Annotated in this window: 18 protein-coding genes; 6 read left to right on the top strand and 12 right to left on the bottom strand. The window is 62.1% G+C overall.

What is annotated here, in order from left to right:
• Positions 1–67: 67 nt before the first annotated feature.
• The 3 genes from KW062_RS12030 to KW062_RS12020 all read right to left on the bottom strand — a co-directional run bounded on the left by KW062_RS12030 (position 68) and on the right by KW062_RS12020 (position 4165).
• Entirely contained in the window at positions 68–1426 is a 1359-nt protein-coding gene (locus KW062_RS12030) for a DUF1329 domain-containing protein (protein WP_105755622.1), read from the bottom strand.
• Positions 1427–1468: 42 nt separating this feature from the next.
• Complete coding sequence (locus tag KW062_RS12025; RefSeq protein WP_027620377.1) at positions 1469–3472, bottom strand: DUF1302 domain-containing protein; 2004 nt, start codon at positions 3470–3472, stop codon at positions 1469–1471.
• 126 nt (positions 3473–3598) lie between these two features.
• Complete coding sequence (locus KW062_RS12020) at positions 3599–4165, bottom strand: RBBP9/YdeN family alpha/beta hydrolase (RefSeq protein WP_105755623.1); 567 nt, start codon at positions 4163–4165, stop codon at positions 3599–3601.
• A 345-nt stretch (positions 4166–4510) separates the two neighbouring features.
• Here KW062_RS12020 and KW062_RS12015 point away from each other — a divergent pair, with 345 nt between their 5' ends.
• Complete coding sequence (locus KW062_RS12015; protein ID WP_027620379.1) at positions 4511–5524, top strand: AraC family transcriptional regulator; 1014 nt, start codon at positions 4511–4513, stop codon at positions 5522–5524.
• Positions 5525–6729: 1205 nt separating this feature from the next.
• Here KW062_RS12015 and KW062_RS12010 read toward each other — a convergent pair.
• The 7 genes from KW062_RS12010 to KW062_RS11980 all read right to left on the bottom strand — a co-directional run bounded on the left by KW062_RS12010 (position 6730) and on the right by KW062_RS11980 (position 13105).
• On the bottom strand, positions 6730–7740 hold the full coding sequence (locus KW062_RS12010) for a YeiH family protein (protein ID WP_027620380.1): 1011 nt from the start codon (positions 7738–7740) through the stop codon (positions 6730–6732).
• A complete protein-coding gene (locus KW062_RS12005) occupies positions 7737–8063 on the bottom strand; it encodes a Rieske (2Fe-2S) protein (protein ID WP_105756088.1) in 327 nt (108 codons plus the stop codon). Before KW062_RS12005 ends, KW062_RS12010 begins: the two co-directional genes overlap by 4 nt.
• Positions 8060–8716: a DsbA family oxidoreductase gene (locus tag KW062_RS12000; protein WP_105756089.1), complete on the bottom strand. Its 657-nt coding sequence runs from the start codon at positions 8714–8716 to the stop codon at positions 8060–8062. The genes KW062_RS12005 and KW062_RS12000 overlap by 4 nt, the downstream gene beginning before the upstream one ends.
• Positions 8713–10032, bottom strand: coding sequence for an MFS transporter (locus KW062_RS11995; RefSeq protein ID WP_027620383.1), 1320 nt, complete (start codon positions 10030–10032; stop codon positions 8713–8715). The genes KW062_RS12000 and KW062_RS11995 overlap by 4 nt, the downstream gene beginning before the upstream one ends.
• A 90-nt stretch (positions 10033–10122) precedes the next feature.
• Positions 10123–11175, bottom strand: a complete 1053-nt coding sequence (locus tag KW062_RS11990; RefSeq protein WP_027620384.1) for a 3-keto-5-aminohexanoate cleavage protein — start codon at positions 11173–11175, stop codon at positions 10123–10125.
• An 87-nt stretch (positions 11176–11262) separates the two neighbouring features.
• Positions 11263–12111, bottom strand: coding sequence for a TauD/TfdA dioxygenase family protein (locus tag KW062_RS11985; protein ID WP_027620385.1), 849 nt, complete (start codon positions 12109–12111; stop codon positions 11263–11265).
• A gap of 13 nt (positions 12112–12124) precedes the next feature.
• Positions 12125–13105 (bottom strand): quinone oxidoreductase family protein, encoded by a 981-nt coding sequence (locus KW062_RS11980; protein ID WP_105756090.1) that lies wholly within the window; start codon positions 13103–13105, stop codon positions 12125–12127.
• Between the two features lie 217 nt (positions 13106–13322).
• Between KW062_RS11980 and pdxR the strand changes: the two genes are divergently transcribed.
• The 4 genes from pdxR (at position 13323) to KW062_RS11960 (ending at position 19091) form a co-directional block, all read left to right on the top strand.
• Positions 13323–14831 carry a MocR-like pyridoxine biosynthesis transcription factor PdxR gene (gene pdxR / locus KW062_RS11975; protein WP_027620387.1) on the top strand — a complete coding sequence of 503 codons (1509 nt, stop codon included), beginning with the start codon at positions 13323–13325 and terminating at the stop codon, positions 14829–14831.
• Between the two features lie 112 nt (positions 14832–14943).
• Positions 14944–16014, top strand: a complete 1071-nt coding sequence (locus tag KW062_RS11970) for a sugar phosphate isomerase/epimerase family protein (protein WP_105756091.1) — start codon at positions 14944–14946, stop codon at positions 16012–16014.
• A 44-nt stretch (positions 16015–16058) separates the two neighbouring features.
• Positions 16059–17321 (top strand): MFS transporter, encoded by a 1263-nt coding sequence (locus tag KW062_RS11965; RefSeq protein ID WP_105756092.1) that lies wholly within the window; start codon positions 16059–16061, stop codon positions 17319–17321.
• A gap of 510 nt (positions 17322–17831) precedes the next feature.
• A complete protein-coding gene (locus KW062_RS11960; RefSeq protein WP_105756142.1) occupies positions 17832–19091 on the top strand; it encodes an IS256 family transposase in 1260 nt (419 codons plus the stop codon).
• A 71-nt stretch (positions 19092–19162) separates the two neighbouring features.
• Here KW062_RS11960 and KW062_RS11955 read toward each other — a convergent pair whose 3' ends face one another.
• The gene (locus KW062_RS11955; RefSeq protein ID WP_105756017.1) at positions 19163–20326 is read right to left on the bottom strand and encodes an FAD-binding oxidoreductase; all 1164 of its coding nucleotides are present in this window, start codon (positions 20324–20326) and stop codon (positions 19163–19165) included.
• The gene (locus tag KW062_RS11950) at positions 20319–21839 is read right to left on the bottom strand and encodes a phytoene desaturase family protein (RefSeq protein WP_105756016.1); all 1521 of its coding nucleotides are present in this window, start codon (positions 21837–21839) and stop codon (positions 20319–20321) included. Before KW062_RS11950 ends, KW062_RS11955 begins: the two co-directional genes overlap by 8 nt.
• Positions 21840–21996: 157 nt before the next feature.
• Here KW062_RS11950 and KW062_RS11945 point away from each other — a divergent pair, with 157 nt between their 5' ends.
• Positions 21997–22638 (top strand): TetR/AcrR family transcriptional regulator, encoded by a 642-nt coding sequence (locus KW062_RS11945; protein ID WP_027620392.1) that lies wholly within the window; start codon positions 21997–21999, stop codon positions 22636–22638.
• Positions 22639–22786 lie beyond the last annotated feature (148 nt).

The raw sequence follows: 22786 nt of genomic DNA, 5'->3' as shown, positions 1-22786 counted from the left end.
TTGACGTTTTTCGCGAGCAGGCTCGCTCCTACAGGGTTTCTTCTGCCCACGATTTTTTGCGGTGGGTTTAGCGAATGCCGCTGCCAGCCAGGGATTCCGAGGACCATTGGGCCTTGGAGAGCGGGTCGATGTACTTGATGCCGCCGTACGGGCCGACGACGCCGTTGATGTTGTAGGCCCCCCCCACCAGGTCGTAGATCATGAACGGCGTGGAATCCGGCACCTGCTTGTCGTAGCTCTGGCTGAGGAAGGCGAACGAACCACGGTAGAGTTGGCCACGGGCGTCGTACTGGTCGGATGCCAGAGCGGTCCAGCTGTCTTCATCGAGGTAGAAGCGACGCTTCTGGTAGATGTGACGAGCGCCCGCCTTAAGCGTGCCTTCGACGACCCACACGCGGTGTTTTTCCCAGCGCACGAAGTCCGGAGCCAGGTGGTTAGGCGTGGTGATCGACTTCGGATCCTGCACGTAGGTCAGCTTGTAGGTGTTGTAGGGCACGATCATTTCCTGCTTGCCCACCAGCTTCCAGTCGTAGCGGTCCAGCGCACCGTTGAAGACGAACACGTCATCGTAGGTACCCGCACCGGCGGTACCCGGGTTTGGCGTGTCGTAGGCCAGGCTAGGCGCCAGTTTCACTCGACGTTGACCTGGCAGGTACTGCCAGGCGCGGCGTGGTTGCTGCAGCGGGTTGGCCGCGTCCTTGAGCATGATCGCCTCGCCGGCGCGACGTGCAGGACCGGTGTAGGCCAGTTTCATCTGGTAGTAGACGTCGGCGCTGCTGATCGGCTGTGTGAGGTTCTCGTAGATCGGGTAAGAGATGAAGGCCTGCCCGGTGGTTGCCAGGCTCGCCACGCCGGCCGAGTCGACGTTCCACGAGTCGTACTTGGAATTGATGCTGACGCCCTGGTAGCGCAGCAGGAAGTTCCACATGGCTTCGTTGCCCGACTGCGGAATCGGAAATGGCACGCCCGGCAGCACGTTGTCGATGGCCAGGCCACCTTCCAGGGACTTGGCGCCGCTGGCATTTTTCACGCCGTTATCGAGCACGGCTTGCGGCAGGGAAACGGTGCGGTGCGTCGGGTAGACGTCAACCCGGAAGCTGGGGAACCGCTTGGCCAGTTCGACGGTGGTGGCGCTGAGCAGGTTCTTGTATTGGTCGACGTTCTTGCCGTCGATTACCAGCAGCGGCTTCTCGTTGGCGAACGGGTCCGGACGCATGCTGTCGCCGGCCTTGTAGCTGGCAGGCGGGGTGGTCAAGCCGCCGCTGTAGGCAGGGATCGAGCCGTCGGCGTTGCCGGCTTTTTCGGCGCCGACCTGGGTCAGGCTGCTGCCCAGATTGGCCGCTTCCTGGGGGGAAACGGCGGCCTGCGCCTGGGCGGCGAGGACCATGGCCAGGGATGCGGCCAACACGGTTTTAATGAAAGTCATGGGGTTATTCTCCTGCTTGCGTTGAGCAAATCAGTGTTTGAATCAGAAAGTGGTTTTCATCGTCAGGTACAGCGCGCCACGGTCCTCGGTCGTGGCTCCGCCACCGGAGAAGGACGAATAGCCGCCGCCATAACAGGCGTAGTTTTCGTTGCCGCTGAAGGCATTTGGCGTGGATCCGTCACCACCGGTCGCACCGGTACTCACTCCGCTGACATTGCACTTGTCGGTCTGGCCGAAAGAGTCGACGTACTTCAGGTCGACAAAGTATTTGTTGTAAACCACCGCACCGACGCCGACCGCGTAGTTGCCGGTGTCCTTGGCACCGCCACCGGAGACCGGCGACACACCGTCGAGGCCGACGTTGACCGACATCGGCGCATTGAGGTCGACGCCGGGGAATACCTGGTACCAGGTCGGCGTGAAGTTGACCGCCACGCCCCAGTTGTCGCGGGTCGGCGCGTCGATCCCGTGATAGGTCGACTTGCCCTTGTACAGCGCTTCGTTATGGCTATCGAGTTTGAGCAGGTTGCTGTAGTACAGCTCGCCGAGCAGGGTCGCCGAGTCGAACACCGGGGTCTTGGCCAGGGTCATCAGGCCGTTGAGGGTCCAGTGCAGGGTGTCGCCGGTGGCGGCCATGCTGTCGCCCTTCTGCGGGGTGTCATAGACCACCCCGGAGGCCGCGCTGCGCGCTGGCAACAGGCCCAGGCCCTGGCCCAGACCCAGCGGGCTGTTGGTGCTGACAATCGCCGGAATACTCGCCAGCGGCATGTTGTGGCGCACGTTCAAATCGGAACCGACGCTGACCCCGCCGATCTCCTTGGACAGGCTCAGGCCGACGATCTTGATGTTGTCCGCGTAGGCCATCTGGTAGGTGGCGGTGCTCAGGGAGTTGAGGGTGTTGATCACCGCCGGCACTTGCCCGGCCGGACGGGTGCCGTTGGGGTTGGCCGAGGTCAAGCCGCGCGCATCGAGGTACGCCTGCGGGAGGATTTCCGAGGTTTCGCGGTAGTAGACGCCAAGGGTGCCGTCCAGCCACGCCGGCGACCACTTGGCCATGACGCCCCAGTCACCGCTTTTGTCCGGCGTCAGGTCATGCCCGCGACGCACGTTGGTCAGTGCATTGCACGGTGCCAGGCCGCAACCCAGAGGGCTGCCAGGCACAACAGCGTTGGTATTGCCAAGGAGGAACGATTGCGCACCGAAACCGACCAGGTCGGAGCCGCCGTAATAGGTGCCGGCCTCAGGCAGGCGAGCAGCATTCCAGTCGAGAAAGTACTGGGCGCCGACGGTCAGCTCCGGGTTGACGGTGAAGGTCATCGACAGCTGGTTACGCGGGACGAACAGCTCCTTGGCCTCGGTGCCAGGAGATGCCGCCAGCTTCGCCAGGTCCAGGCCCGACTGGCCGTAGCTGATCGAGTGCACCGGGTTGAGAATGGTCTCGCCCCAGAACACGTTGTGCTGGCCGGCCTTGAGGCTGAGGATCGACTCGTCGCCGACTTCGGTGCTGTAGAACACGAAAGCATCGAGGATTTCCCCGGACGGACCGGTGTAGTAACGCTGGGCATAGTTGCTCAGGTGCGGGCTGCCATTGCCAACGTTGTCGCCGGTGACGCCGGCCAGGCGTGGGTCGTTGGCCACCAGCCCGGAGCGCGCATCGTTGCCGTTGACGAACGGGTTGGAGTTGGAGCCGGCGTTCTCGTAGGCCTTGTCGTACCAACTGGCGGCGCTGACGCGAAAGCCCATGTTGTTCTTGTAAACCACATCCATTTCGGTCAACAGGTCGATGCGGTTGGTGATGTTGGTCCCGGCCTTGCGGAAGTTGTAGTCGCCGTCGTTGTTGTTCGGCGTCGCCAACATGCGCGTGTCGGCACTTTCGGTGCGCACGCCGTAGTTGTACTTGACGGTGTTGTCCAGGCGGACGTTCCAGTCCGGGTTGCCCGTATCTATCTCGACCCCATGGGCCATCGGCGCCGTGGCCGCGAGGATGGCCGAGGCCAGCAGGCTGTAGTGGAAGGTGGTGAACCCGTGACTTTTGTTGTTGTGCATTGCGTTGTTTCTCCGCCTTTTTGTAGTTGTTTTAAGCGCAGCCGCCCTCGCGCAGACCTCTTCGGGGCTGCGGTTTCAGGAGTGAGGGCAAATACCGGCTGACGAGCTGTCAGGCCGGCTCCTGTACTAGCTGTCCAGCTGCAGGATGAGTGCCTCGGCTTGCTGCCAATGGCCAAATCCTGCGGCCGGATTGAGATGGCCGACATCGCCCAGATCGAGCAATTCGGCGCCCCAGCTTTCGGCCATGCGAGTCACGGCAGTAAAACTGGCAAGGTGATCGTTTCGGCTGCCGGCGACGATGCTGCGAAAGGGCAGCGCTGTTTGCGGCAGTGGTGTCCAGCCGTGGCTGGCAAGGGTTGTGGAAGACGGATAGGCCGGTGGCCATTCGGCGTCGAGGTCCGGCGGCGCGGCCAGCAGGGCGCCCTTGATCTGCGCGCTGTGCTGCGCCGCCCAATGGGCGACCATCAGCACGCCGGCACTGTGGGCGACGAGGATTACCGGGCCGTCGATCTGTTCCAGCTGGTGCTGGATGGCGCGGACCCTGGCGTTGCAGTCGAGCTTGTCGGTTTCCAGCGGTGGGACGCTGCGGACCTTGGCCAGCCTGGATTCAAGCAATGTCTGCCAATGTTCGGCAACGTGCTCGCGCAGGCCTGGGACGATCAGCACGGTGGCGGCTGTTTGCAGTTTATCCACGTCAACACCTTCACTTTCTCGATGACTCGACTGGCTCTTTCGCCAGACTCTTTTTGTTGTGTCGACATTAAAGAGCGGCGGCCAGGGGTGCTTTACATTGGACGTCAGGCACTTTTCTTTTGATGACAAATTGTCCGACAAGGCCAAGGGCCGACCGCTGGTCTAGAATCCATACGACTCGCCGCGAGCTCACTGTAATCAACGCATGACGCGAAATGGCCGGATGAGCGAGCGTTGCTGACGACGCCATTCATCGACCAACAGACAACTGTTCAACGCTCGAAACGCTGGATATAGTCGCCTCGCACTTGCCATCTGCCATCGGCCAATAAGAAGAAATTACGCATGCCCAAGCTTGTCCGCGCCGCCGTGTTGACCAACTACCTGGAGGTCACTCAGTACCTGGGATTCAATCCGCGCGATGTGTTGGCCGGTGTCGGCTTGAGCAGGGCTCAATTGCAAACCCCGGAACATCGCATCCCGATCGATGCCGCCGTGCGCCTGCTGGAAGATTCCGCTGCCGCCAGCGGCTGCCAGACCTTCGGCCTGAGCATGGCCGAGTCGCGCCAGCTCTCAGACTTTGGCGTGGTCAGCCTGCTGCTCAGCCATCAACGAACCCTGCGCGACGCGCTGCAGGTGGTGGTGCATTACCGTCACCTGATGAATGACTCTTTGGCGATTTTCATCGAAGAAGCCGGCAAGATGGTGATCATTCGTGAAGAGGTGGTCACCGAGTCGCCGATGCCCAGCCGGCAGGCCATGGAGCTGGCGATCGGGGTAATGTTCCGCCTCTGCTCTGCCCTGCTCGGTGCGCACTGGCACCCCTACAGCGTCAATTTCATGCACCAGGCACCGGACAATCTACAACTGCACCGACGCCTGTTCGGCTGCAACCTGGAGTTCGGCAGCGAGTTCAACGGCATCGTCTGCTCCGACGCCAGCCTCGACATGACCAACCCCAATGCCGACCCGGCCATGGCCCGCTACGCCCAAAGCTACCTCGACTCGTTGCAGAGCAACGAAGGCGCTTCGATGCTGTTCGAAGTGCGCAAGGCCATCTATCTGCTGCTGCCCATGGGCCGCGCCACCATCGAACAGGTCGCCCAGAGTCAGGGCATGAACGTGCGCACCTTGCAGCGTCGGCTCAAGGATGATGGATGCGCGTTCAACGACGTGATCAATGACGTGCGCCGGGATCTGGTGCTGCGGTATCTGGACAATCCGAATTACTCGCTGGGGCGGATTGCCGACATGCTGGGGTATTCGATGGCGAGTTCGTTTACGCGGTGGTTTATTACTCAGTTTGGGATGCCGCCGGCGACGTGGCGGGCGCAGAAACATGGTGCGGGGAAGTTGTAAGGGGGTGGCGGTCGCCTGTCGGTGTACATACTTCACTGTGGGCTGGCTTGCCAGCGATGACGTCATAACGGAGTACATATCCATTCCTGCGGTAACGGCCGCTTATGGTTGCGCCCTTACGGCGCCTCCCTTTTTTACAAGCCCCTCAGTGTCCGGCCCCCTCGCTTAGGCTCGGGGTACCTTCGCTCCGGCATCCATCCCAGGGTCATCACCTCCGGTTGGCTTCGCTGCACCTCCTCTCGATGTCTGCGGCTTCGCCGCAGCGCGCTACGCGCTCCCCTTGGATGAATGCCTCCACTCAGCCGTCGGTAATGGGGCCGGTGAATCAAAATCAAAAGCCGCCGAGGCGGCCTGATCTGGCAGGTTGCCCGCAGTTCTACTGTAGGAGCGAGCCTGCTCGCGATGGTCGTGAACGATGACGCGTACTGCCTGAATGCGCGCGGCGCCCTCAGGCTCTTCGCGAGCAGGCTCGCTCCTACAGTGGATCTGCGGTGCATGCAGATTTTGCGATCGGCCACGGAAATTGTGGGAGCGAGCCTGCTCGCGAAGATCGTTAACGATAACGCGTGCATCCAGAATGCACGCGGCGACCTCAGGTTTTTCGCGAGCAGGCTCGCTCCTACAGGGGGTGAACGGCGCAAACAATCAGGTCGGCTGGCAGGCCGCCTCGTTCGTCGTTACCACTCAACAGGCCGAGCGTTAGCTCGCCTGCCGCTTTTGATCTTGATTCACAGGCCCCGTCGGGAGGCTGAGCGCAGGTATTCATCCGCGGGGAGCGCGTAGCGCGCTGCGGCGCAGCCGCAGTCATCGAGAGGAGGTGCCAGCGAAGCCAACCGGAGGCGATGACCCACGGATGGATACTGGAGCGAAGGGACCCCGAGCCTAGGCGAGGGGCCGGACGTTGGGGCAAAGCCTTTTGGTTCCTTTTCGGCGTTTGGAAAAGGGACTCGCCGTAAGGGCGAAACCATAGGTGGCCGTTACCGCAGGGATGGATAGGTACACAAACAGATCGCCATCGCTGCGGGGCGGCGGCCCGACAAGCCAGCTCCCACAGAATTAACTCGCGCCCTCCCAAAAAAAACCAAAAAAAAACGGCAACCGCTGGTACGGTCGCCGTATAAAAAACGGGTGCTTGTAACACCAGTCGTCACCGCACGGCGTGAGGAGTCAACACCGTGCAGCCCTGCCATACACAGGCAAAGCCCTCAGAACCCCCAGCGCAGCAACAACAGCACCAACACCACCAGGAACACCGTCTCCCCCACCATCAACAGAATCGGCTTGATACCCACCGAGGCCAGTTCCTTGAGGCGAGTCTTCATGCCCAGGGCGCTGATGGAGATCACCAGGCACCAGCGCGACAGTTCGTTGATCGAGCCCTGCACCGCCGGTGCAACCCAGCCGGTGCTGTTGATGCAGGCGAGAATCAGGAAGCCCACGGCGAACCACGGCAGCAACGGCGGACGCTTGCCCGTCGGGTCGGCGCCCTGCATGCGGGTGATCATTGCGGCGGTGACGATCACCGGCACCAGCATCGCCACCCGCATCAGCTTGACCACCGTGGCCGTATCGCCAGTCTCGGTCGACATGCTGTAGCCGGCACCCACCACTTGGGCCACGTCGTGAATGGTCGCTCCAAGAAACACCCCGGCGACCTGCGGCGACAGGTGCAGCCAGTTGGCGATCATCGGATAGACGATCATCGCCATGGTCGACAGCGCCGACACGCCGATCACCGTGAACAGGGTCGCCCGCTCCTTCTGCGGATGATTGGGCAAGGCCGCCGCCAGCGCCAGGGCCGCCGAGGCGCCGCAGATCGCCGTGGCGCCGCCGGTGAGCATGCCGAACAGGCGCTGGAAACCCAGGGCCTTGGCCGCGATCACCGACACGCCGATGGTCACCACCACCAAAATCACCACCAGGGCGATCGGTTTCCAGCCCAGCGCTGCCATCTGCTCCAGGGTGATGCGCATGCCCAGCAGGGCCACGCCGATGCGCAACACGGTGCGCGCGGTGAACTCGACGCCGGCCTTGCACGGGCCGTCATCAGCGAGAAAATTCAGGGCCATGCCCAGCAGCAAGGCAAACAGCATGACCGGCGCACCGTAGTGCTCCGACAAAAAAGACGCCGCCGCCGCGACAATCAGGCTGACGATAAATCCCGGCGCCAGTTCGCGCGTGCGACTGTGGATACGGGTAAGAGCAATGGCGCTCATGGCGCGGACTCCTCGGTTGCGATAACGATAAACGCCTGGTCGTCGATGATCTCGACCGGGTAGCTCGTGACTTTTACAGCGTTGGAATTGAGCAGGTAACCGCTGTGCAAATCGAAGCGCAGGCCATGGGCGCAGCACTGGATCACTCGCCCTTCAAGACGCCCGCCACACAGCGAAGCGCCCTGGTGCGGGCAACTGTCGTCGATCACAAACAACTGCCCGTCGACGTTGAACAACGCCAGGCTCTTGTCATCGAATTCGAACAACGCGCGCCCACCCACCGGCGGGTATTTACCGGCCGGTACCGCCACACGCCGGCTCATGCAAGCTGCCGCTCGCTGTCCTTGAGCGCTTGGCTCATCGCGCCGAGCAAGGCTGAAGCAGGCTGCGCGCCGACCACCGTCATGCCCTGGTTGAACTGGAAGCTCGGCACCCCGCTGCCGCCACCGGGCGCGCCGACATAGGCACTGCCGTCCCCCAACAGGCTGTCGGCCACCACTTGCGGGTCGATGCCACAGGAACGGGCAATCTGCAGCAGGGTTTCACGGTCGCCGAGGTCCTCGCCCTTGTGGAAGTAGGCGGCGAACAGGCGCTCCAGCAGCACATCGCGCTGCACCACATTGCCCACGACGCTGACATGCTCGAACAGTCGATGGGCGTCGGCGGTGTTGGGCATGGTCGCGATTCGGCTGAAGTCGATGTTCAAGCCCACCGCTGCCGCCGACTGGCGCACCTGTTCCTGACGCATCTCTACGGCCTCGACACTGCCCAGGCGCTGGCGATAGAACTCAGCGAACGGCACACCTTGCACCGGCAGTTGCGGCAGCAATTGCACGCCATGCCACTGGGTATCGATCTGCACATCCGGCTGACGGCTGCGGAACTGCACCAAAGCATGTTCCAGCTGACGCTTGCCGATCAGGCACCAGGGGCAGATCAAATCGAAAAACACATCAATCTGTAAACGACGACTCACAACTTCACCTCTAACCCGGTTTCGGCAACGGCAACAGCCACGCGCTGTCCCTGAAGGCGGGCAATATCTTTGTGGTAGTGACACTTGGCGTAAAAGAACACCGCCGCCGCCGCGAGGCTGACCAGTGGCACCAATTGAAACGCGGCATGCAGGCCGATCAGGTCAGACACCCGACCGGTGATAAACGGGCCTGGCGCCAGCCCCAGCAGGTTATTGGCCAGGGTCAGGGTGGCGAACGCGGTGCCGTGCACCGAGTAATGCGTCAGGTTGGCAACCATCGCCCCGCACGGGCCGGTGGTACCGGTGGCAATCAACATGCCCAGGCAGATCAACACCAGTTGCAGCGGTCCCGCCTGCAAGGCAAACGCTGCCGACAACAGCAGGCAACTGCCCAGGCAGAAGGCGATGGCCAGGCTGACCTTGCGCTCCGGCGAATGCCGGCACAGGCGATCGCTGAGCATGCCGCACAGGATCATCCCGGCGCCGCTGCACAGGACGATGATCGCCGCCATGCCGCCGGCCTTGTCGGTGGGCATGTCGTAGTAGCGGTTGAGGTAGCTGGGAATCCACACCATCACCGTGCCGCCGACGAACAATTGCAAGCCGCTGGCGACGTAGGTGGCGACGACCGAACGGCTCGACCACAGGGTGCGCAACGGTTGCTTGACCTTGGCTGCCGCTTTGGCCACGCGCTGCGGGGCGATCCGCGCTTCCTTGACGATCAGCGGGTACAGCAGCGCCAGCACCAGGCCGAACAGCGCCATGCCGGCGAACGACCAGCGCCAGCCGAGCTTGGCCGCAATCGCCCCACCCAACGCCATGCCCAGCACCGAACCAAACATCCCCCCGGCCATGAAGGCACTGGCCAGGGTTGCCCGCATGTGCTTGGGAAACACCGAAATCACCACGGCGATCCCGACGCTGCCATAGGCCGCCTCACCCACCCCAACCATGAAGCGGGCGATGAACATTTGCTGGTAATCCTGGGCCAGCGCGCAGCCGAGGGTCGCCAGGCTCCAGAGCATGGCCATGATTGCCAGGCTCTTGACCCGGCCATAACGGTCGGCCATCAGCGACAGCGGAAACGTCAGCAGCCCGACCATCAGCGCAACGATGCCGCTGAGCAGGCCGAGCTGGCCGTCGCTCAGGGCCCACTCGCTTTTCAGCAGCGGGAACACCGCGTTGAGCACCTGGCGCGACATGTAGTCGGAAATCAGCAAGCCGAACGTCAGGGCAAAGACGATCCAGGCGTAGCTGCGTGCAACGCCGACACAACCTTGGTCGTCATCGCCGTCGGCAATTGGGTGAAAGGCCATTTAGCCTCCTCAAAGCTTTGTTTTATTGTTGTTATCAAGCATGTAAAGCGCACCGGGCGGGCGTTCACGGACGCGCGCCCGGTGCGACGGTCAGCCGCGCTGCGGCACACCTTTTTGCCCAGCCTTGCGGTTGGGGGCCATACCGTTGGCCAGCAGGGTTTCTTCGATGCTGTTGTATTGCACACCGATGCGATAGATCTCGCGGGCTTCCTTGCCGTTGGCGACTTCGCGACCCAGCTCGTGAGCAATGCGCACGGTTTGCTTGATCTGATCCACCGAGCCGAAACGCGCGCCCTTGTGATCAATAATAGTGTCTTCGTTGCCCACCCGAGCGTGCAGCCCCATGGCCATGGACATAGTGTTAAACGGCAGCACGTTCTTCAGCAGCGACTCGGCGGTCAGGGTGCAGGCGTCCGGCACGCGGTGGATGAAGTTCATGAAGTTGAACGGGTTCGGGCCGTCGAAGCCGCCGCCGATACCGATCCAGGTCAGGTTCAGCGGGCCCATGTACACGCCACGACGCACCAGGCGCTCGAGGGTTTCCAGGGCGTGCATGCCGGTCAGCTGGAAGTGCGGCTGGATGCCGTTTTCGGTCAGGCGCTTGAGGTGCTCGGCGACCCAGGCCGGGCCGGCCGGTACGGTCATTTCGCTGTAGGCAGCATGAATCATCGGGTTATCCAGGGAAGTGCCCTTGAGGTACTCCGGATACAGCAGTTCCATGATGTTCATCTGGGTGGTGTTGATCGCCACCGTCACCTGGTCCGGTTTCGGCGTCAGTTCGGCGAGCATGTGCCGGGTGTCGTCGGACAGCCACTTGGCCGCTTCGCCGTCGCTTTCCGGGGCGAAGGAAATCGAACCGCCGACCTGGATAATCATCTCCGGCACGGCTTCGCGCACACCGGCGATCAGCTCGTTGAATTTCGACAGGCGCTTGGAGCCCTTGCCGTCCAGCTCACGCACGTGCAGGTGCAGCACGGTGGCGCCGGCGTCATAGCATTCGACGGCCTTCTGCACCTGTTCGTCCATGGTCAGCGGGATGTCTTCGGGGAAATCTTCCGGCATCCACTCCGGACCATACGGGGCCACGGTGATGACCACCTTTTCCATGTTTTCCGGGTGCAGGGAATCGTCGAAGAATTGCATGAGTTACTCCAGTTCTTATGATTGTCCCGTCCACCCGGGTTCGCGCCGGGCGGACGTGTTTACGAGAGCGAATGCAGAAGCGGTGGATCAGTAGGTCTTGTCGCCGATGATCCCGGCGCGCTCCATCTTGCGATGGCATGGCGGGTAGTCCATGACCGCGTAATGCTGGGTGCTGCGGTTGTCCCAGATCGCGATGCTGTTGGGCTTCCAGCGCCAGCGCACCTGATACTCGGGGATGTACGCCTGGCTGATCAGGTAACGCAGCAACTCGCCGGCGCCGGGGTTGGCGTCCTGGCCGAAACGCACCCGATCCGGGGTGTGGTAGTTGCTGAAATGGGTGGTGAAGGCGTTGACGAACAACACCTTCTCGCCGGTTTCCGGGTGGGTACGCACCACCGGGTGCTCAGCGTCCGGGTACATGGCCTTGAGCGCCAGGCGCTTTTCGATCGGCATGGCCGCGCCGAAACTCGCCTCGATGCTGTGGCGGGCACGCAAGTCGGCGATTTTCAGCTTCACGTCGTCCGGCAGGTTGGCGTAGGCCTGGACCATGTTGGTCCACATGGTGTCGCCGCCCACCGGCGGGCATTCCACGCAGCGCAGCACGCAGCCCATGGGCGGTGCCTCGCGCCAGGTGGCGTCGGTGTGCCAGGCGTTCTCGTAGCGATCCATCGGCTGGTCCGGATTCTTGTAGATCCGCACCAGGCCCGGATGCTCCGGGTCGCTGCCGGCCACCGGGTGGTCTTCCAGCTCGCCGAAACGCCGGGCGAAGGCCACGTGTTCGGCGCGGGTGATGTCCTGGTCGCGCAGGAACACCACGCGATGCTGGAGCAACTGCTGGCGGATCTCGGCAAACAGACCGTCATCATGCACCGCGTCGGCAAGATTGACGCCAATCAGCTCGGCGCCAATGCTGCAGGTCAATTGTTCGACTTTCATGGCTGGCCGCTCCTTAAATGACGAAAATCGACGAGCCGGTGGTCTTGCGTGACTCAAGGTCGCGATGGGCCTGCACCGCGTCCTGCAGGGCGTAGTGCTGGTTGATCTCGATCTTGATCCGGCCGCTGCCAACGTGGTCGAACAACTCGCCGGCCAGCTCGGCTTTTTCCGCCGGGTCGCTGATGTAGTTGGCCAGGGCCGGACGGGTCAGGAACAGCGAACCCTTCATCGCCAGCAGCACCGGGTCGAACGCCGGGATCGGCCCCGACGCGGTCCCCACGCAGACCATCAGGCCGCGCGGCTTCAACGAATCCAGGGAGCCCATGAAAGTGTTCTTGCCAACGCTGTCGAACACCACGTTGACGCCGACGCCGTCGGTCAGTTCACGCACGCGGGCGGCGACGTCTTCATGGCTGTAGTTGATGGTGTGGTCGCAACCGTGAGCGCGGGCGATTTCGGCCTTTTGCTCGGTGGACACGGTGCCAATCACGTTCAGGCCGAGCAGCTTGGCCCATTGCGAAACGATCAGGCCGACACCGCCGGCAGCGGCGTGCAGCAGGATGGTGTCACCGGCTTTGAAGTCGTAAATACGGCGCATCAGGTACGAAGAGGTCAGGCCACGCATGGTCATTGCCGCGGCGGTTTCGAAGCTGATGGTTTCCGGCAGTTTGATCAGCGGCGCGGCCGGGATCAGGCGCTCGGTGCTGTAGGCACCCAGGGTATTGAGAAAACCGGTGTAGGTGACGCGGTCGCCCACCTGGACGTTGGTCACCCCTTCACCGACGGCCTGGACCACGCCGGAGGCCTCGACGCCCATGCCGTTGGGCATCGGGATCGGGTAGGTGCCATTGCGGAAATAGGTGTCGGCATAGTTGAGGCCGACGGCCACATGGCGCAGACGAACCTGCCCAGGACCGGGTTCACCGACGTCGACATCTTCATAGCGAAGGACTTCGGGACCGCCGGTTTCGTAGAAGCGAATGGCTTTGGCCATGTTTTATTATTCTCCAATACAGGGTTGGCATTCGGTATCGATTTGCGCTGATTGGACTGTAGGTCGCCACCCGTTGGCTCGCTTCTCATCAGGCGACAACGGCTTTTCATTTGATGACAGGGCGCCGCCCGGCAATGGATGACTTATCTGCCGGCGGCCGCTAACCTGCGCAGATCACCCCGCAGGCCAGTCCTGCCATGCACTCGGCGAGCAACCCATGAAATCCCCCGCAGGCCTGCTGCTGTCGGCCATCGAGCTGGATCGCGAGAGCGCGGTGCCGCTGTACCGCCAGCTGTATCTGCAGATTCGCAAACAGATTCTCGGCGGCAAGCTGCAGGGTGGCGTGCGCCTGCCGTCGACGCGGACCCTGAGCAAGGAACTGGCGCTGTCGCGGATCACCATTCTCAACGCCTTTGACCAACTGATCGCCGAGGGCTTCCTCGCCTCGCGCACCGGCGCCGGCACCTATGTCGGCGACGAATGGGAAAACCGTGGGGCGCGAGATGCCGAGGCTGAAGAACCGCCTCCGCGCCTGTCGGACCTCAGCCAGTCGATGCTGTCGCTGCGCAGCGATCATTTTCGTGGGGTGTCCTATACCGATTGGGACCCGGCGACCCCGACCTCCTTCCTGCCCAGCCACAGCACTTACGACAGCTTCCCGCTGGCGGTATGGCGACGGCTGATGAACCGCCACCTGCTCAAGCCGACCAAATCGATGCTCGGCTACGGCGAACTGCAGGGCCTGCAGGCGTTGCGCACGGCCATTGCCGACTACGTGTTCGACGCCCGTGGCATCGACTGCAAGGTCGAACAAGTGGTGATCGTCTCCGGTGCCCAGCAGGCCTTCAACCTGTTGGCCATGCTGCTGCTCAATCCCCAGGACCGCGCCTGGATGGAAGACCCCGGGCACATCGCCGCGCGCATTGCCCTGCAGGCCCAGGGCGCCCAGGTGGTGCCACTGCCCATCGACGAGCAAGGCATCGACATCGCCCAAGGCCTGGCCGAATGCCCGGACGCGCGCCTGGTATTCACCACGCCGTCGCGCCAGCACCCGCTCGGCGTGACCATGAGCTACGGACGGCGCCAGGCGCTGATTGACTGGGCGACGCAACAGCAGAGCTGGATCATCGAGGACGACTGCGACAGCGAATTTCGCTATCAGGGCCGGTTGCTCCCGGCGCTCTGTGCCATGGACCGCATGACCCGGGTGATCTACGTCGGCACCTTCAGCAAGGTGCTGTTTCCAGCCCTGCGCCTGGGCTACGTGATTTTGCCCCAGGCCCTGGTCGAACCTTTCTGCACCCTGCGCGCGGTGATGGACCGCAGCCCGCCGACGCTGCTCCAGGCGACCACCGCCGACTTCATGAGCGAGGGCCATTTCCTCAGTCATATCCGGCGCATGCGCAGCCTGTACCAGGCGCGCCAGCAGGCGCTGGTGGAGCAACTGCAACGGCAACTCGGCGACTTCTTCACCCTCACCCCGGTGGACGCCGGCATGCACCTGATCGCCTGGTTGCCCGCGAACCTGGAGGACGATCAGGTCGCCCGCGACTTGGCCCGGCACAACATTCACACCTACGCCTTGAGCGACTACTGCCTCGCCCATCGCCTGCCGCCGGCGTTGCTGATGGGCTTCGCCGGCACCCCGGAAAAACTCGCGCAGACCCGTGTCGAAGCTCTGGCTCGCGCCTTGGGGGAATTGGGTTACCTGACCCAGGCCGATTGAGGGCCGGCAAGTGGTCTTATGATTTAACCGATAATGGATCTATCGAGAGTTCCTGACTGGCGCGATAAAGGCTGCGCCGGTAGACCCGGTGTCTGAACCAGGAACGACTCGAATGAACAATAAGATCCAAGAGCGCTTCAACACCTTGCTCAGCCACAAGGCTGGGGCGAACGAAACAGTCCCGACCTTGACCCCGGCACTGGCCCGCCAGTTGCTTGAGCGCCTCGACCAACTGCGCCTGTTCGCCCACGCCTACCCGCTGCTGACCAACCTGACCCACGGCCGCGTCACCCCCGCCGACCTGCTGGACTTCGCCTATCGCCACGAGTTGCAGGGTCTGAGCCTGCACCTGCTGGACGGTGAGGAAAACAGCCTCGGCCAGATGAACGCCGATCAACTCCAGGCATTCGCCGACAAAGCTCGGGCGCTGGAGTTGGCCGTGCACCTGGAAATCAGCAGTACGCGCAAAGCCGATGTCGATCAGGTGGTAGCCATCGCCAGGGCCCTGGGCACGCGCAATATCCGCGTCTACTCGCGTTACGAAGGCACGCTGTCGCAGGTCATGGACCGGATCGAGACCGACCTGCACTACCTCGCGCAGCAAGCCGACGAGCACGACCTGTTCTTCGATTTCGAGCAGCACGAAGAACTCAAGAGCGACGAAATCGCCCAACTGTTGAGTCGCCTCAACCACCCGCGCCTGCATGCGCTGTTCGACTTCGGCAACATGATCAACGCCTGCGAACAACCGCTGCCGGCGCTGCGCAACCTCGCGCCGCACATCCGCCAGGTCCACCTCAAGGGCGTGCGCGTGGTCCCCGAATACAACGGTTTCGGCCATTACGGCGTGCTCCAGGGCAGCGCCGAAGACGACCTGCCCAATGCGCGGATGCTGTTCGAACTGCTGCTGCTCGGAGACTCCAGCCCGCAAGTCGTCGCCTTCATTCTCGAGCAGGAAAATCACTACGTGGCGCCGGCGTTCCGTCAGGTCGACGAGGCCAGCGATCCGTTCATTGCCTACCGGGAAATGAGCGAAACCGCCCTGCCCCAAGGCTTTTCCCTGGAACGGATGCTGGCCGACGAGCACCGTTGGGCCAACAACCAGGTGGCCTACGTGCGCGGCCTGCTGGCCGAACTGCGCACCCTGGCCGAACTGACCCTGGCCCACGACAACCACGCCTGACCCTGCCGCGACTCGCTTCATCCAATCACGCCTGGAGAATAACAATGACAACCCAAGACAAGGCCAAATGGCTGCGCTTCCTGATCCTCGTCCTCGGCGGCGGGACCATCTACAAACTGGCGAACCTCAAGGACGCTTTCTACATCCCCATGCAGCAATTCATGGGCCTGAGCCACACCGAAATTGGCCTGCTGCTGAGCGCCAACGCGATCATCGCCACCGCCCTGTTCGTCCTCGGCGGGATGCTTGCCGACCGCTACGACACCCGCAAAATGATCCCCCTCGGGCTGATCGGCACCGGTGGCCTGGGGCTGTACCTGGCGACCTTTCCACCGTTCAGCAGCCTGCTGATCGTCTTCAGCCTGCTGGCGGTGTGCGCCGACTGCCTGTTCTGGCCTTCGCTGCTCAAGGCCATCCGCAACCTTGGCGACGAGCAGGAACAGGGTCGCCTGTTCGGCTTGCTCGAAGGCGGTCGCGGGGTGATCGATACCCTGGTGGCGTTCTCTGCGCTGGGTATTTTCGTCGCCCTCGGCTCCGGTGAAGCCGGGCTGAAATCGGCGATCCTGTTCTACTCGGTGATCGACATCCTCGCCGGCACGTTGATCTGGCTGTTGTTGAAAAGCGGTGACACGCAGGCCAGCGCCAAGCCGAAAAAAGGCATGGGCAACCTGCTGGAAGCGATCAAGGTGCCAGGCATCTGGCTGGTCAGCCTCAACGTGTTCATGGTCTACATCGTCTACTGCGGCCTGACCTACTTCATTCCCTACCTCAAGGAAATGTACGGCCTGCCGGTGGCCCTGGTCGGCGCCTACGGCATCATCAACCAGTACTTCCTGAAAATCCTCGGCGGCCCGGCCGGTGGTTTCATTGCCGACAAGCAATTCAAAAGCACCAGCCGCTACCTGAAATGGGCCTTCCTCGCCCTGCTGCCGTTGATGGGCGTCATCCTGTTGATCCCGAAAAGCCCGGGCTTCATCTACGCCGGCATGGCCGCCACCCTGTCCTTCGCGCTGATCGTGTTCTCCATGCGCGGAGTATTCTGGGCGCCCATGGGCGAAGTCGGCATCCCGTCGCACATCACCGGCTCCGCCTTCGGCATCGGCTGCCTGATCGGCTACGCGCCGGGGATGTTCGCCTATGTGATCTACGGCTCGATCCTCGACCACTTTCCCGGTGAGCAGGGCTACAACTATGTGTTCAGCCTGATGAGTGTGCTGGCGTTGGTTGGGTTTATGGTCTCGAGTCTGTTGTATCGGTCGGTGCAGAACAGGTTGGTGGGGGGCGATGCAGTGGTGAGTGCTGCGTGATTTTGCGGGCTCCCGCAGTTCAATCCCTTGTAGGAGCTGGCTTGTCGGGGCGCCGCATCGCAGCGAAGATCGTCAACGATGACGCAGCTGTCCTGGTTGTACGCGGTGGCCTCGGGTTTTTCGTCGGAACGCCGCCCGGAGCCGGCTCACTCCCACAGTGAATCTGCGATGTATGGAGATCTTGTGATCGACCACAGTCATTGTAGGAGCGAGCCTGCTCGCGATGGGCGTGAACGATGACGCAGCTATCCTGAATGTACGCGGTGGCCTCTGGTTTTTCGCTGGCAAGCCAGCTCCTACGGTTTGGATGGCGATGTAGCAGAATGACGCATCCCCCTGTAGGAGCTGGCTTGTCGGGCCGCCGCATCGCAGCGAAGACCTCCAACGTTGACGCCGCTGTCCTGGATGCATGCGGCGTGCCACTGATTTTTCGCTGGCGATGCAGCGCCCCGACACCCGGGGGTGTCAGAAATTTTGTGTTCGGGCATAACATGAGTAAGAGGTGCATGTATGCCAACCAAAAAGAAATCTGAGCGCCAACCGGTGCGGGAGCTGCCGAAGCTTCCAAAGGAACTGCTGGATCAACTCCCTCAAACACTGATGACCGCTGAGGCGATCGAAGAGGCTTCTGCGGCCTTCAAGAAAGCGCTGATTGAACGCGCCCTAAATGCCGAGCTTGGCCACCATTTGGGTTATCCATCGGGCGCGCAGCGCCCGGAGGACGAAACCAACCAGCGCAACGGCAAGAGCGGCAAGACGGTGCTCACCGGCGATGGCCCGATACGCCTGGATATTCCGCGCGACCGCAACGGCAGTTTCTCGCCGATTCTGATCCCCAAGCATGAGCGCCGTTATACCGGTTTCGATGACAAGATCATCGCCATGTACGCCCGTGGAATGACGGTCAGAGAGATTCGTGCGTTTCTTTCTGAGCAGTACAGCACGGACGTCTCGCCCGATTTCATCAGCTCTGTGACCGACGAGGTCATGGAAGAGATTGGCGCGTGGCAACAGCGCCCGCTGGAGCCGATGTACCCGGTCATTTTCTTTGATGCGCTACGGGTGAAGATCCGCGAAGAAGGCTTGGTACGCAACAAGGCCATTTACCTGGCGTTGGGTGTTTTACCCGACGGGACGCGCGATATCCTGGGCATCTGGATCGAGAACACCGAGGGTGCGAAGTTCTGGATGAAGGTGTTCAACGACCTCAAAACGCGAGGCGTCGAGGACGTGCTGATTGCCGTGACCGATGGCCTCAAGGGCATGCCAGAGGCCCTCAGCGCAGTGTTTCCAGAAACAACACTGCAGACATGCATTGTGCATCTGATTCGCAACAGCCTGGACTACGCGGCTTGGGACAAGCGTCGAGCACTGGCCAAGGCGCTGAAGCCGATTTATCAGGCCATCAACGCAGAAGCGGCTGAGCAGGCCTTGGATGAGTTTGAAAACGGGCCTTGGGGCAAACAGTATCCAACGGTCGTGGCCGCCTGGAGACGCGCTTGGGATCGAGTGATTCCATTCTTTGTTTTCCCGCCCGCCATCCGGAAGGTGATCTATACCACCAACGCGATTGAGAGCATCAATGCTCAGCTACGTAAGATCATAAAGACCCGTGGCCACTTCCCGAACGACGATGCAGCGACCAAACTGATCTGGTTGGGGCTACGAAACATCACGGCAAACTGGGGCTCAGCGGCCCATGACTGGAAAAGTGCGATGAATCAATTTGCGATTCTGTACGGAGATCGGTTCATCAGGCCGACCTGGTGAAAATCAGGGCCTGCCTGACGGCAGGCCATTACCGGCCCGCACACAAAAAATCTGACAGTCCCCGACACCCCCTACAACATCACCTCCACATCCCCCGTCGCAAACGCCACACAGGAATAAACCCAGCCAAAATCCCGGTCCGACTGCCGCAGGTGCGCCTCCTGCGGATTAAACACCGGGCCAGACACCAACTTCACCCGACACAAACTGCACTCCCCCGACCGACAAGCATTCTCAACGAAGTAACCATTGCGCTCCAAAGCATTAAGCAACGGCTCACCCACCTTACTGCGAAAGCTGCCACGCCCCTGCACCGTTACCTGCACCTCAGCCTCCAGATCAATCCCCTCAGGCCAACCCGGCTGCCGATCCGGTGACTTCGGTGCACCGTTGGCCTCGACCCGAATCCGTCGCCGCGCCACTCCCAGCTCGCTGAGCAGTTCCAAGCAGCTGTCATTGAACGGCGTCGGCCCGCAGACATAGAACATCCGATTGCCCATCTCGCCCAACTGCGCCTGCAACAGCTCGCGACTCAAACGCCCGCTGTGCCCGCGATAACCAGCGGGCGGGCGGGAAATCACCTCGGTCAGGCGAAACTGCGGGTGCGCCTCAGCCAGGGTGCGAAATGCTTCGGCGTAGATCACATCATCGACGTAGCTGTTCACATAGATCAGATGCAAGCGCTGCTCCAAGCCTCGCTCGAGGATGTTCAGCAACATGCTGCGCGTCGGCGCCGCTCCTGAGCCCCCGGCGAGAAACACCAGTTCGTCACCATGAAACAGCGGATTATGGTGAAAGGTGCCCATCGGCCCCGAACTGCGCAGTGGCTGACCCACGTGCACGCGGTCCAGCAAGTACCCGGAAACGAAGCCACCCACTGCGCGCTTGACCGTCAGATCGTAGTACTGGCGCTGCATTGGCGAGGAGGAAATCGCATAGGGTCGCGCCGTGTGCACGCCGTCGATTTCGACGAACAGGTTGATGTACTGCCCGGCCTGGAACGGCGGCAGCAGCTGGCGATCCACCGCCTGCAGGCGCAAGGTTTTGGTGCTCGGCGTGTCGTCGATGACCTGCACCACTTCCAGCGCCAGGCGCTTGGGGTGCAACTGGACCACGGTGCTGGCAACCTCGCCGCGCGCTTCGTAGAAATCCGAACCGCTGTGCTCCAGCGCCCGCTTGGTCGCGAGCGCCTCGGTGTATCCGGCGATCAGGTGCAATGGACTCTGTTCAGACATGCGCCACCTCATTGGTTTTCAGTTGCTTGAGCACGGCCCTGGCCGTGGATTCGCCGGCCATGTAGGTCGGCTGGAAACCGCCCATGGAAGTCCAGGCGCCGGCCATGTACAGCCCCGGCACCGCGTCCAGGCGCTCGCGCAGTAGCGCCGAGTCCTGGGTCGTCTGCTGGAACCCGTAGATCGCCCCGCCCGGGGTGTTGAGGTAGCGCATCATGGTCAGGGGCGTGGCCACCTCGACCTCCTCGATGTGCTGGCGCACCGTGGGGTAGACCTTCTCGATCACGGCGATGAGCTTTTCCGCGAATTCATACTTGGTCCGTGCGTAATCCTCGGGCGCGACCGATTTCCACACGTCGCCGTACTGCAGGCAGACCAGCACCACCTGGCTTTTGCCCTCGGGCGCGGCACTCGGGTCCTCGAGGTTGTAGCAGGTCAACATGCCGCCCAACGGCGGCTCGAGGCTGCCCATGCGCGCGTGAATCTGCGCCTCGTCGAGGGTCTCGTAGATAAAGCTGGAAGCGGTGGTCACCCCCAGTTCCTGCGGCGTGCAGTCCAGTCCGAGGTAGATCACGAAGGCCGACGTGCCCATGCGCCGAGACTTGAAATCGGCCTGGATCTGCAACGGCGGCCGCTCAAGGTCAAGCAGTTCGTTGAAGGTGATCAGCGGGCTGGCGTTGGACACCACCGCCGCGCAACTGACGCGCTCGCCGCCTTCCAGGCTGACGCCGCAAACTCGCCCGGCGTCGGTGTGAATCTGCTCGACAGCGAAGTTGAAACGCACCTCGCCACCGGCCTCGAGAAACGACTCCACCAGGGCACTGGACATGGCCTGGGAACCGCCCTTGATGTGCCAAGGCTTGAACACCGCGTAGGCGTAGAGCATGGTCGCCAGGTCGGAGAACGGCAGGCGCTCCGGCGGCACGCCGAGGTACAGCCAGTAGGTCGCCAGAATGTTCTTCAGCTTGGCGTCGCTGAAAAACTCATCCAGCACCTCCCGCGCCGAGCGCAAGCCGTACTGCAGATAGTTCGGGCACAACGATTTGAGCAACGCCTCGCTGTTGGCCCGGGTGGCCTGGGGCAAGGTCATGAAGCTTTCCAGGGTGACCTTTTCACAGAGCGTCATGAAGCGCTCGACGGCCTCACTTTCAGCTGGATACAGCGCCTGCAGCAGGCGACGGATCCCCGACCAACTGGCCGGCAGGGTCACATCCAATTCGCCCGGCACCACCAGCCGATACAGCGCGTGCTCCTGGATGAACTCGACCTTGTCCAGCACCCCGAGCTTGTCGAACAGCTTGCGCATCACGAACGGTTTGTCCTCGGTGCCCAGGCCGCTGAGCTGATGCAAGGCCACCTCGAATTCGAAGTTGCCGCGCACGAACGAGGTGGCGCAGCCGCCGGGAATGTTGTGCCGCTCGATCAGCAAGGTGCGACTGCCACCCCGTTGCAGCGCGGTCGCAGCGGTCAGCCCGGCATTGCCGGCACCGATTACCACGGCATCGTAGTGCTTCATCGATCACCTCCAACTTTACAGCGATAAGATCAGGTTAAAAAAAACGCCTCCGAGGCGAATGTTAGCGATGCTAAGATCACATCTTAGCAGCGTCAAGATATTTTCCAGTGATAAGATCCAGCCCCTTGCACTCCCCTCGTTTCCAAGGCCCTGCCCCATGAGCAAGACTGCGCAACGCGCCCGCGACACCTACCACGTCGGCAACCTCGCCCCACAGTTGCTCGACGCCGCGCGGCAGATGCTCGAAGAAGTCGGGCCGACCAAACTGTCGCTGCGTGCGGTGTCGGAAAGGGTCGGCGTCAGTGCCACGGCGGCCTACCACCACTACGCCAACCGTGCCGAACTGGTGGGACAACTGGCGGCCCAGGGCTTTCGCGAGCTGGCCAAGGTGATGCGCAGTGAGCCTGAACAACCCGATGGCCGGCAGAAACTGCGCAACGCGACCCTTGCCTATTTCAGCTTCGCACGGCGCAATCCGGCGCTTTACCAGTTGATGTTCGGCCCGGAGCTGGCCGGTAACGAGATGCCGCTCGACTACATCGAGGCTCGCGATACGGCCTTTGGCCAACTCAAGCAGATCATGGTCGAAGTGCTCGGACAGGATCCGGATTCCAGCGAGGTGCGCCGCGCCGCATTGGCCGCCTGGTCCTACACCCACGGCCTGGCCTCGCTGGTGATTCATGGCGTGTTGCAGTTTCCGGCGGGCACCTCGGATGAGCGCTTCGTCGACAGCACCTTACAGGGGTTCGAGCATTTGTTTGCAATGGGAGCAGACGAGCAAAAGGCCGGCGTTCCGTAGCAGGAACCTGGGCCGGAAAGTGTTACCAATCGAACACCACACTGTTACTGGCCTGACCTTCCCAAAAAAGTTATCCGCAAGTCGCGTCCGATAGCTTTGCCGGACAGTGCGGGAGTCGCCCTGATTGGATGCATCCCCACGTGAAAAC

Source organism: Pseudomonas fluorescens (assembly GCF_019212185.1).
Lineage (GTDB): Bacteria > Pseudomonadota > Gammaproteobacteria > Pseudomonadales > Pseudomonadaceae > Aquipseudomonas.
This window is presented reverse-complemented; position numbering and strand designations above follow the sequence as displayed.

Excerpts from the sequence above, each read along its gene's own strand:
- KW062_RS11995 (WP_027620383.1), bottom strand. The coding sequence starts at position 10,032 with ATGGCCTTTCACCCAATTGCCGACGGCGATGACGACCAAGGTTGTGTC.
- KW062_RS11990 (WP_027620384.1), bottom strand. The coding sequence starts at position 11,175 with ATGCAATTCTTCGACGATTCCCTGCACCCGGAAAACATGGAAAAGGTG.
- KW062_RS11950 (WP_105756016.1), bottom strand. The coding sequence starts at position 21,839 with ATGAAGCACTACGATGCCGTGGTAATCGGTGCCGGCAATGCCGGGCTG.
- pdxR (WP_027620387.1), top strand. The coding sequence starts at position 13,323 with ATGAAATCCCCCGCAGGCCTGCTGCTGTCGGCCATCGAGCTGGATCGC.
- KW062_RS12005 (WP_105756088.1), bottom strand. The coding sequence starts at position 8,063 with ATGAGCCGGCGTGTGGCGGTACCGGCCGGTAAATACCCGCCGGTGGGT.
- KW062_RS12015 (WP_027620379.1), top strand. The coding sequence starts at position 4,511 with ATGCCCAAGCTTGTCCGCGCCGCCGTGTTGACCAACTACCTGGAGGTC.
- KW062_RS11970 (WP_105756091.1), top strand. The coding sequence starts at position 14,944 with ATGAACAATAAGATCCAAGAGCGCTTCAACACCTTGCTCAGCCACAAG.
- KW062_RS12025 (WP_027620377.1), bottom strand. The coding sequence starts at position 3,472 with ATGCACAACAACAAAAGTCACGGGTTCACCACCTTCCACTACAGCCTG.
- KW062_RS11960 (WP_105756142.1), top strand. The coding sequence starts at position 17,832 with ATGCCAACCAAAAAGAAATCTGAGCGCCAACCGGTGCGGGAGCTGCCG.
- KW062_RS11945 (WP_027620392.1), top strand. The coding sequence starts at position 21,997 with ATGAGCAAGACTGCGCAACGCGCCCGCGACACCTACCACGTCGGCAAC.
- KW062_RS11955 (WP_105756017.1), bottom strand. The coding sequence starts at position 20,326 with ATGTCTGAACAGAGTCCATTGCACCTGATCGCCGGATACACCGAGGCG.
- KW062_RS12030 (WP_105755622.1), bottom strand. The coding sequence starts at position 1,426 with ATGACTTTCATTAAAACCGTGTTGGCCGCATCCCTGGCCATGGTCCTC.
- KW062_RS11980 (WP_105756090.1), bottom strand. The coding sequence starts at position 13,105 with ATGGCCAAAGCCATTCGCTTCTACGAAACCGGCGGTCCCGAAGTCCTT.
- KW062_RS11965 (WP_105756092.1), top strand. The coding sequence starts at position 16,059 with ATGACAACCCAAGACAAGGCCAAATGGCTGCGCTTCCTGATCCTCGTC.
- KW062_RS12010 (WP_027620380.1), bottom strand. The coding sequence starts at position 7,740 with ATGAGCGCCATTGCTCTTACCCGTATCCACAGTCGCACGCGCGAACTG.
- KW062_RS11985 (WP_027620385.1), bottom strand. The coding sequence starts at position 12,111 with ATGAAAGTCGAACAATTGACCTGCAGCATTGGCGCCGAGCTGATTGGC.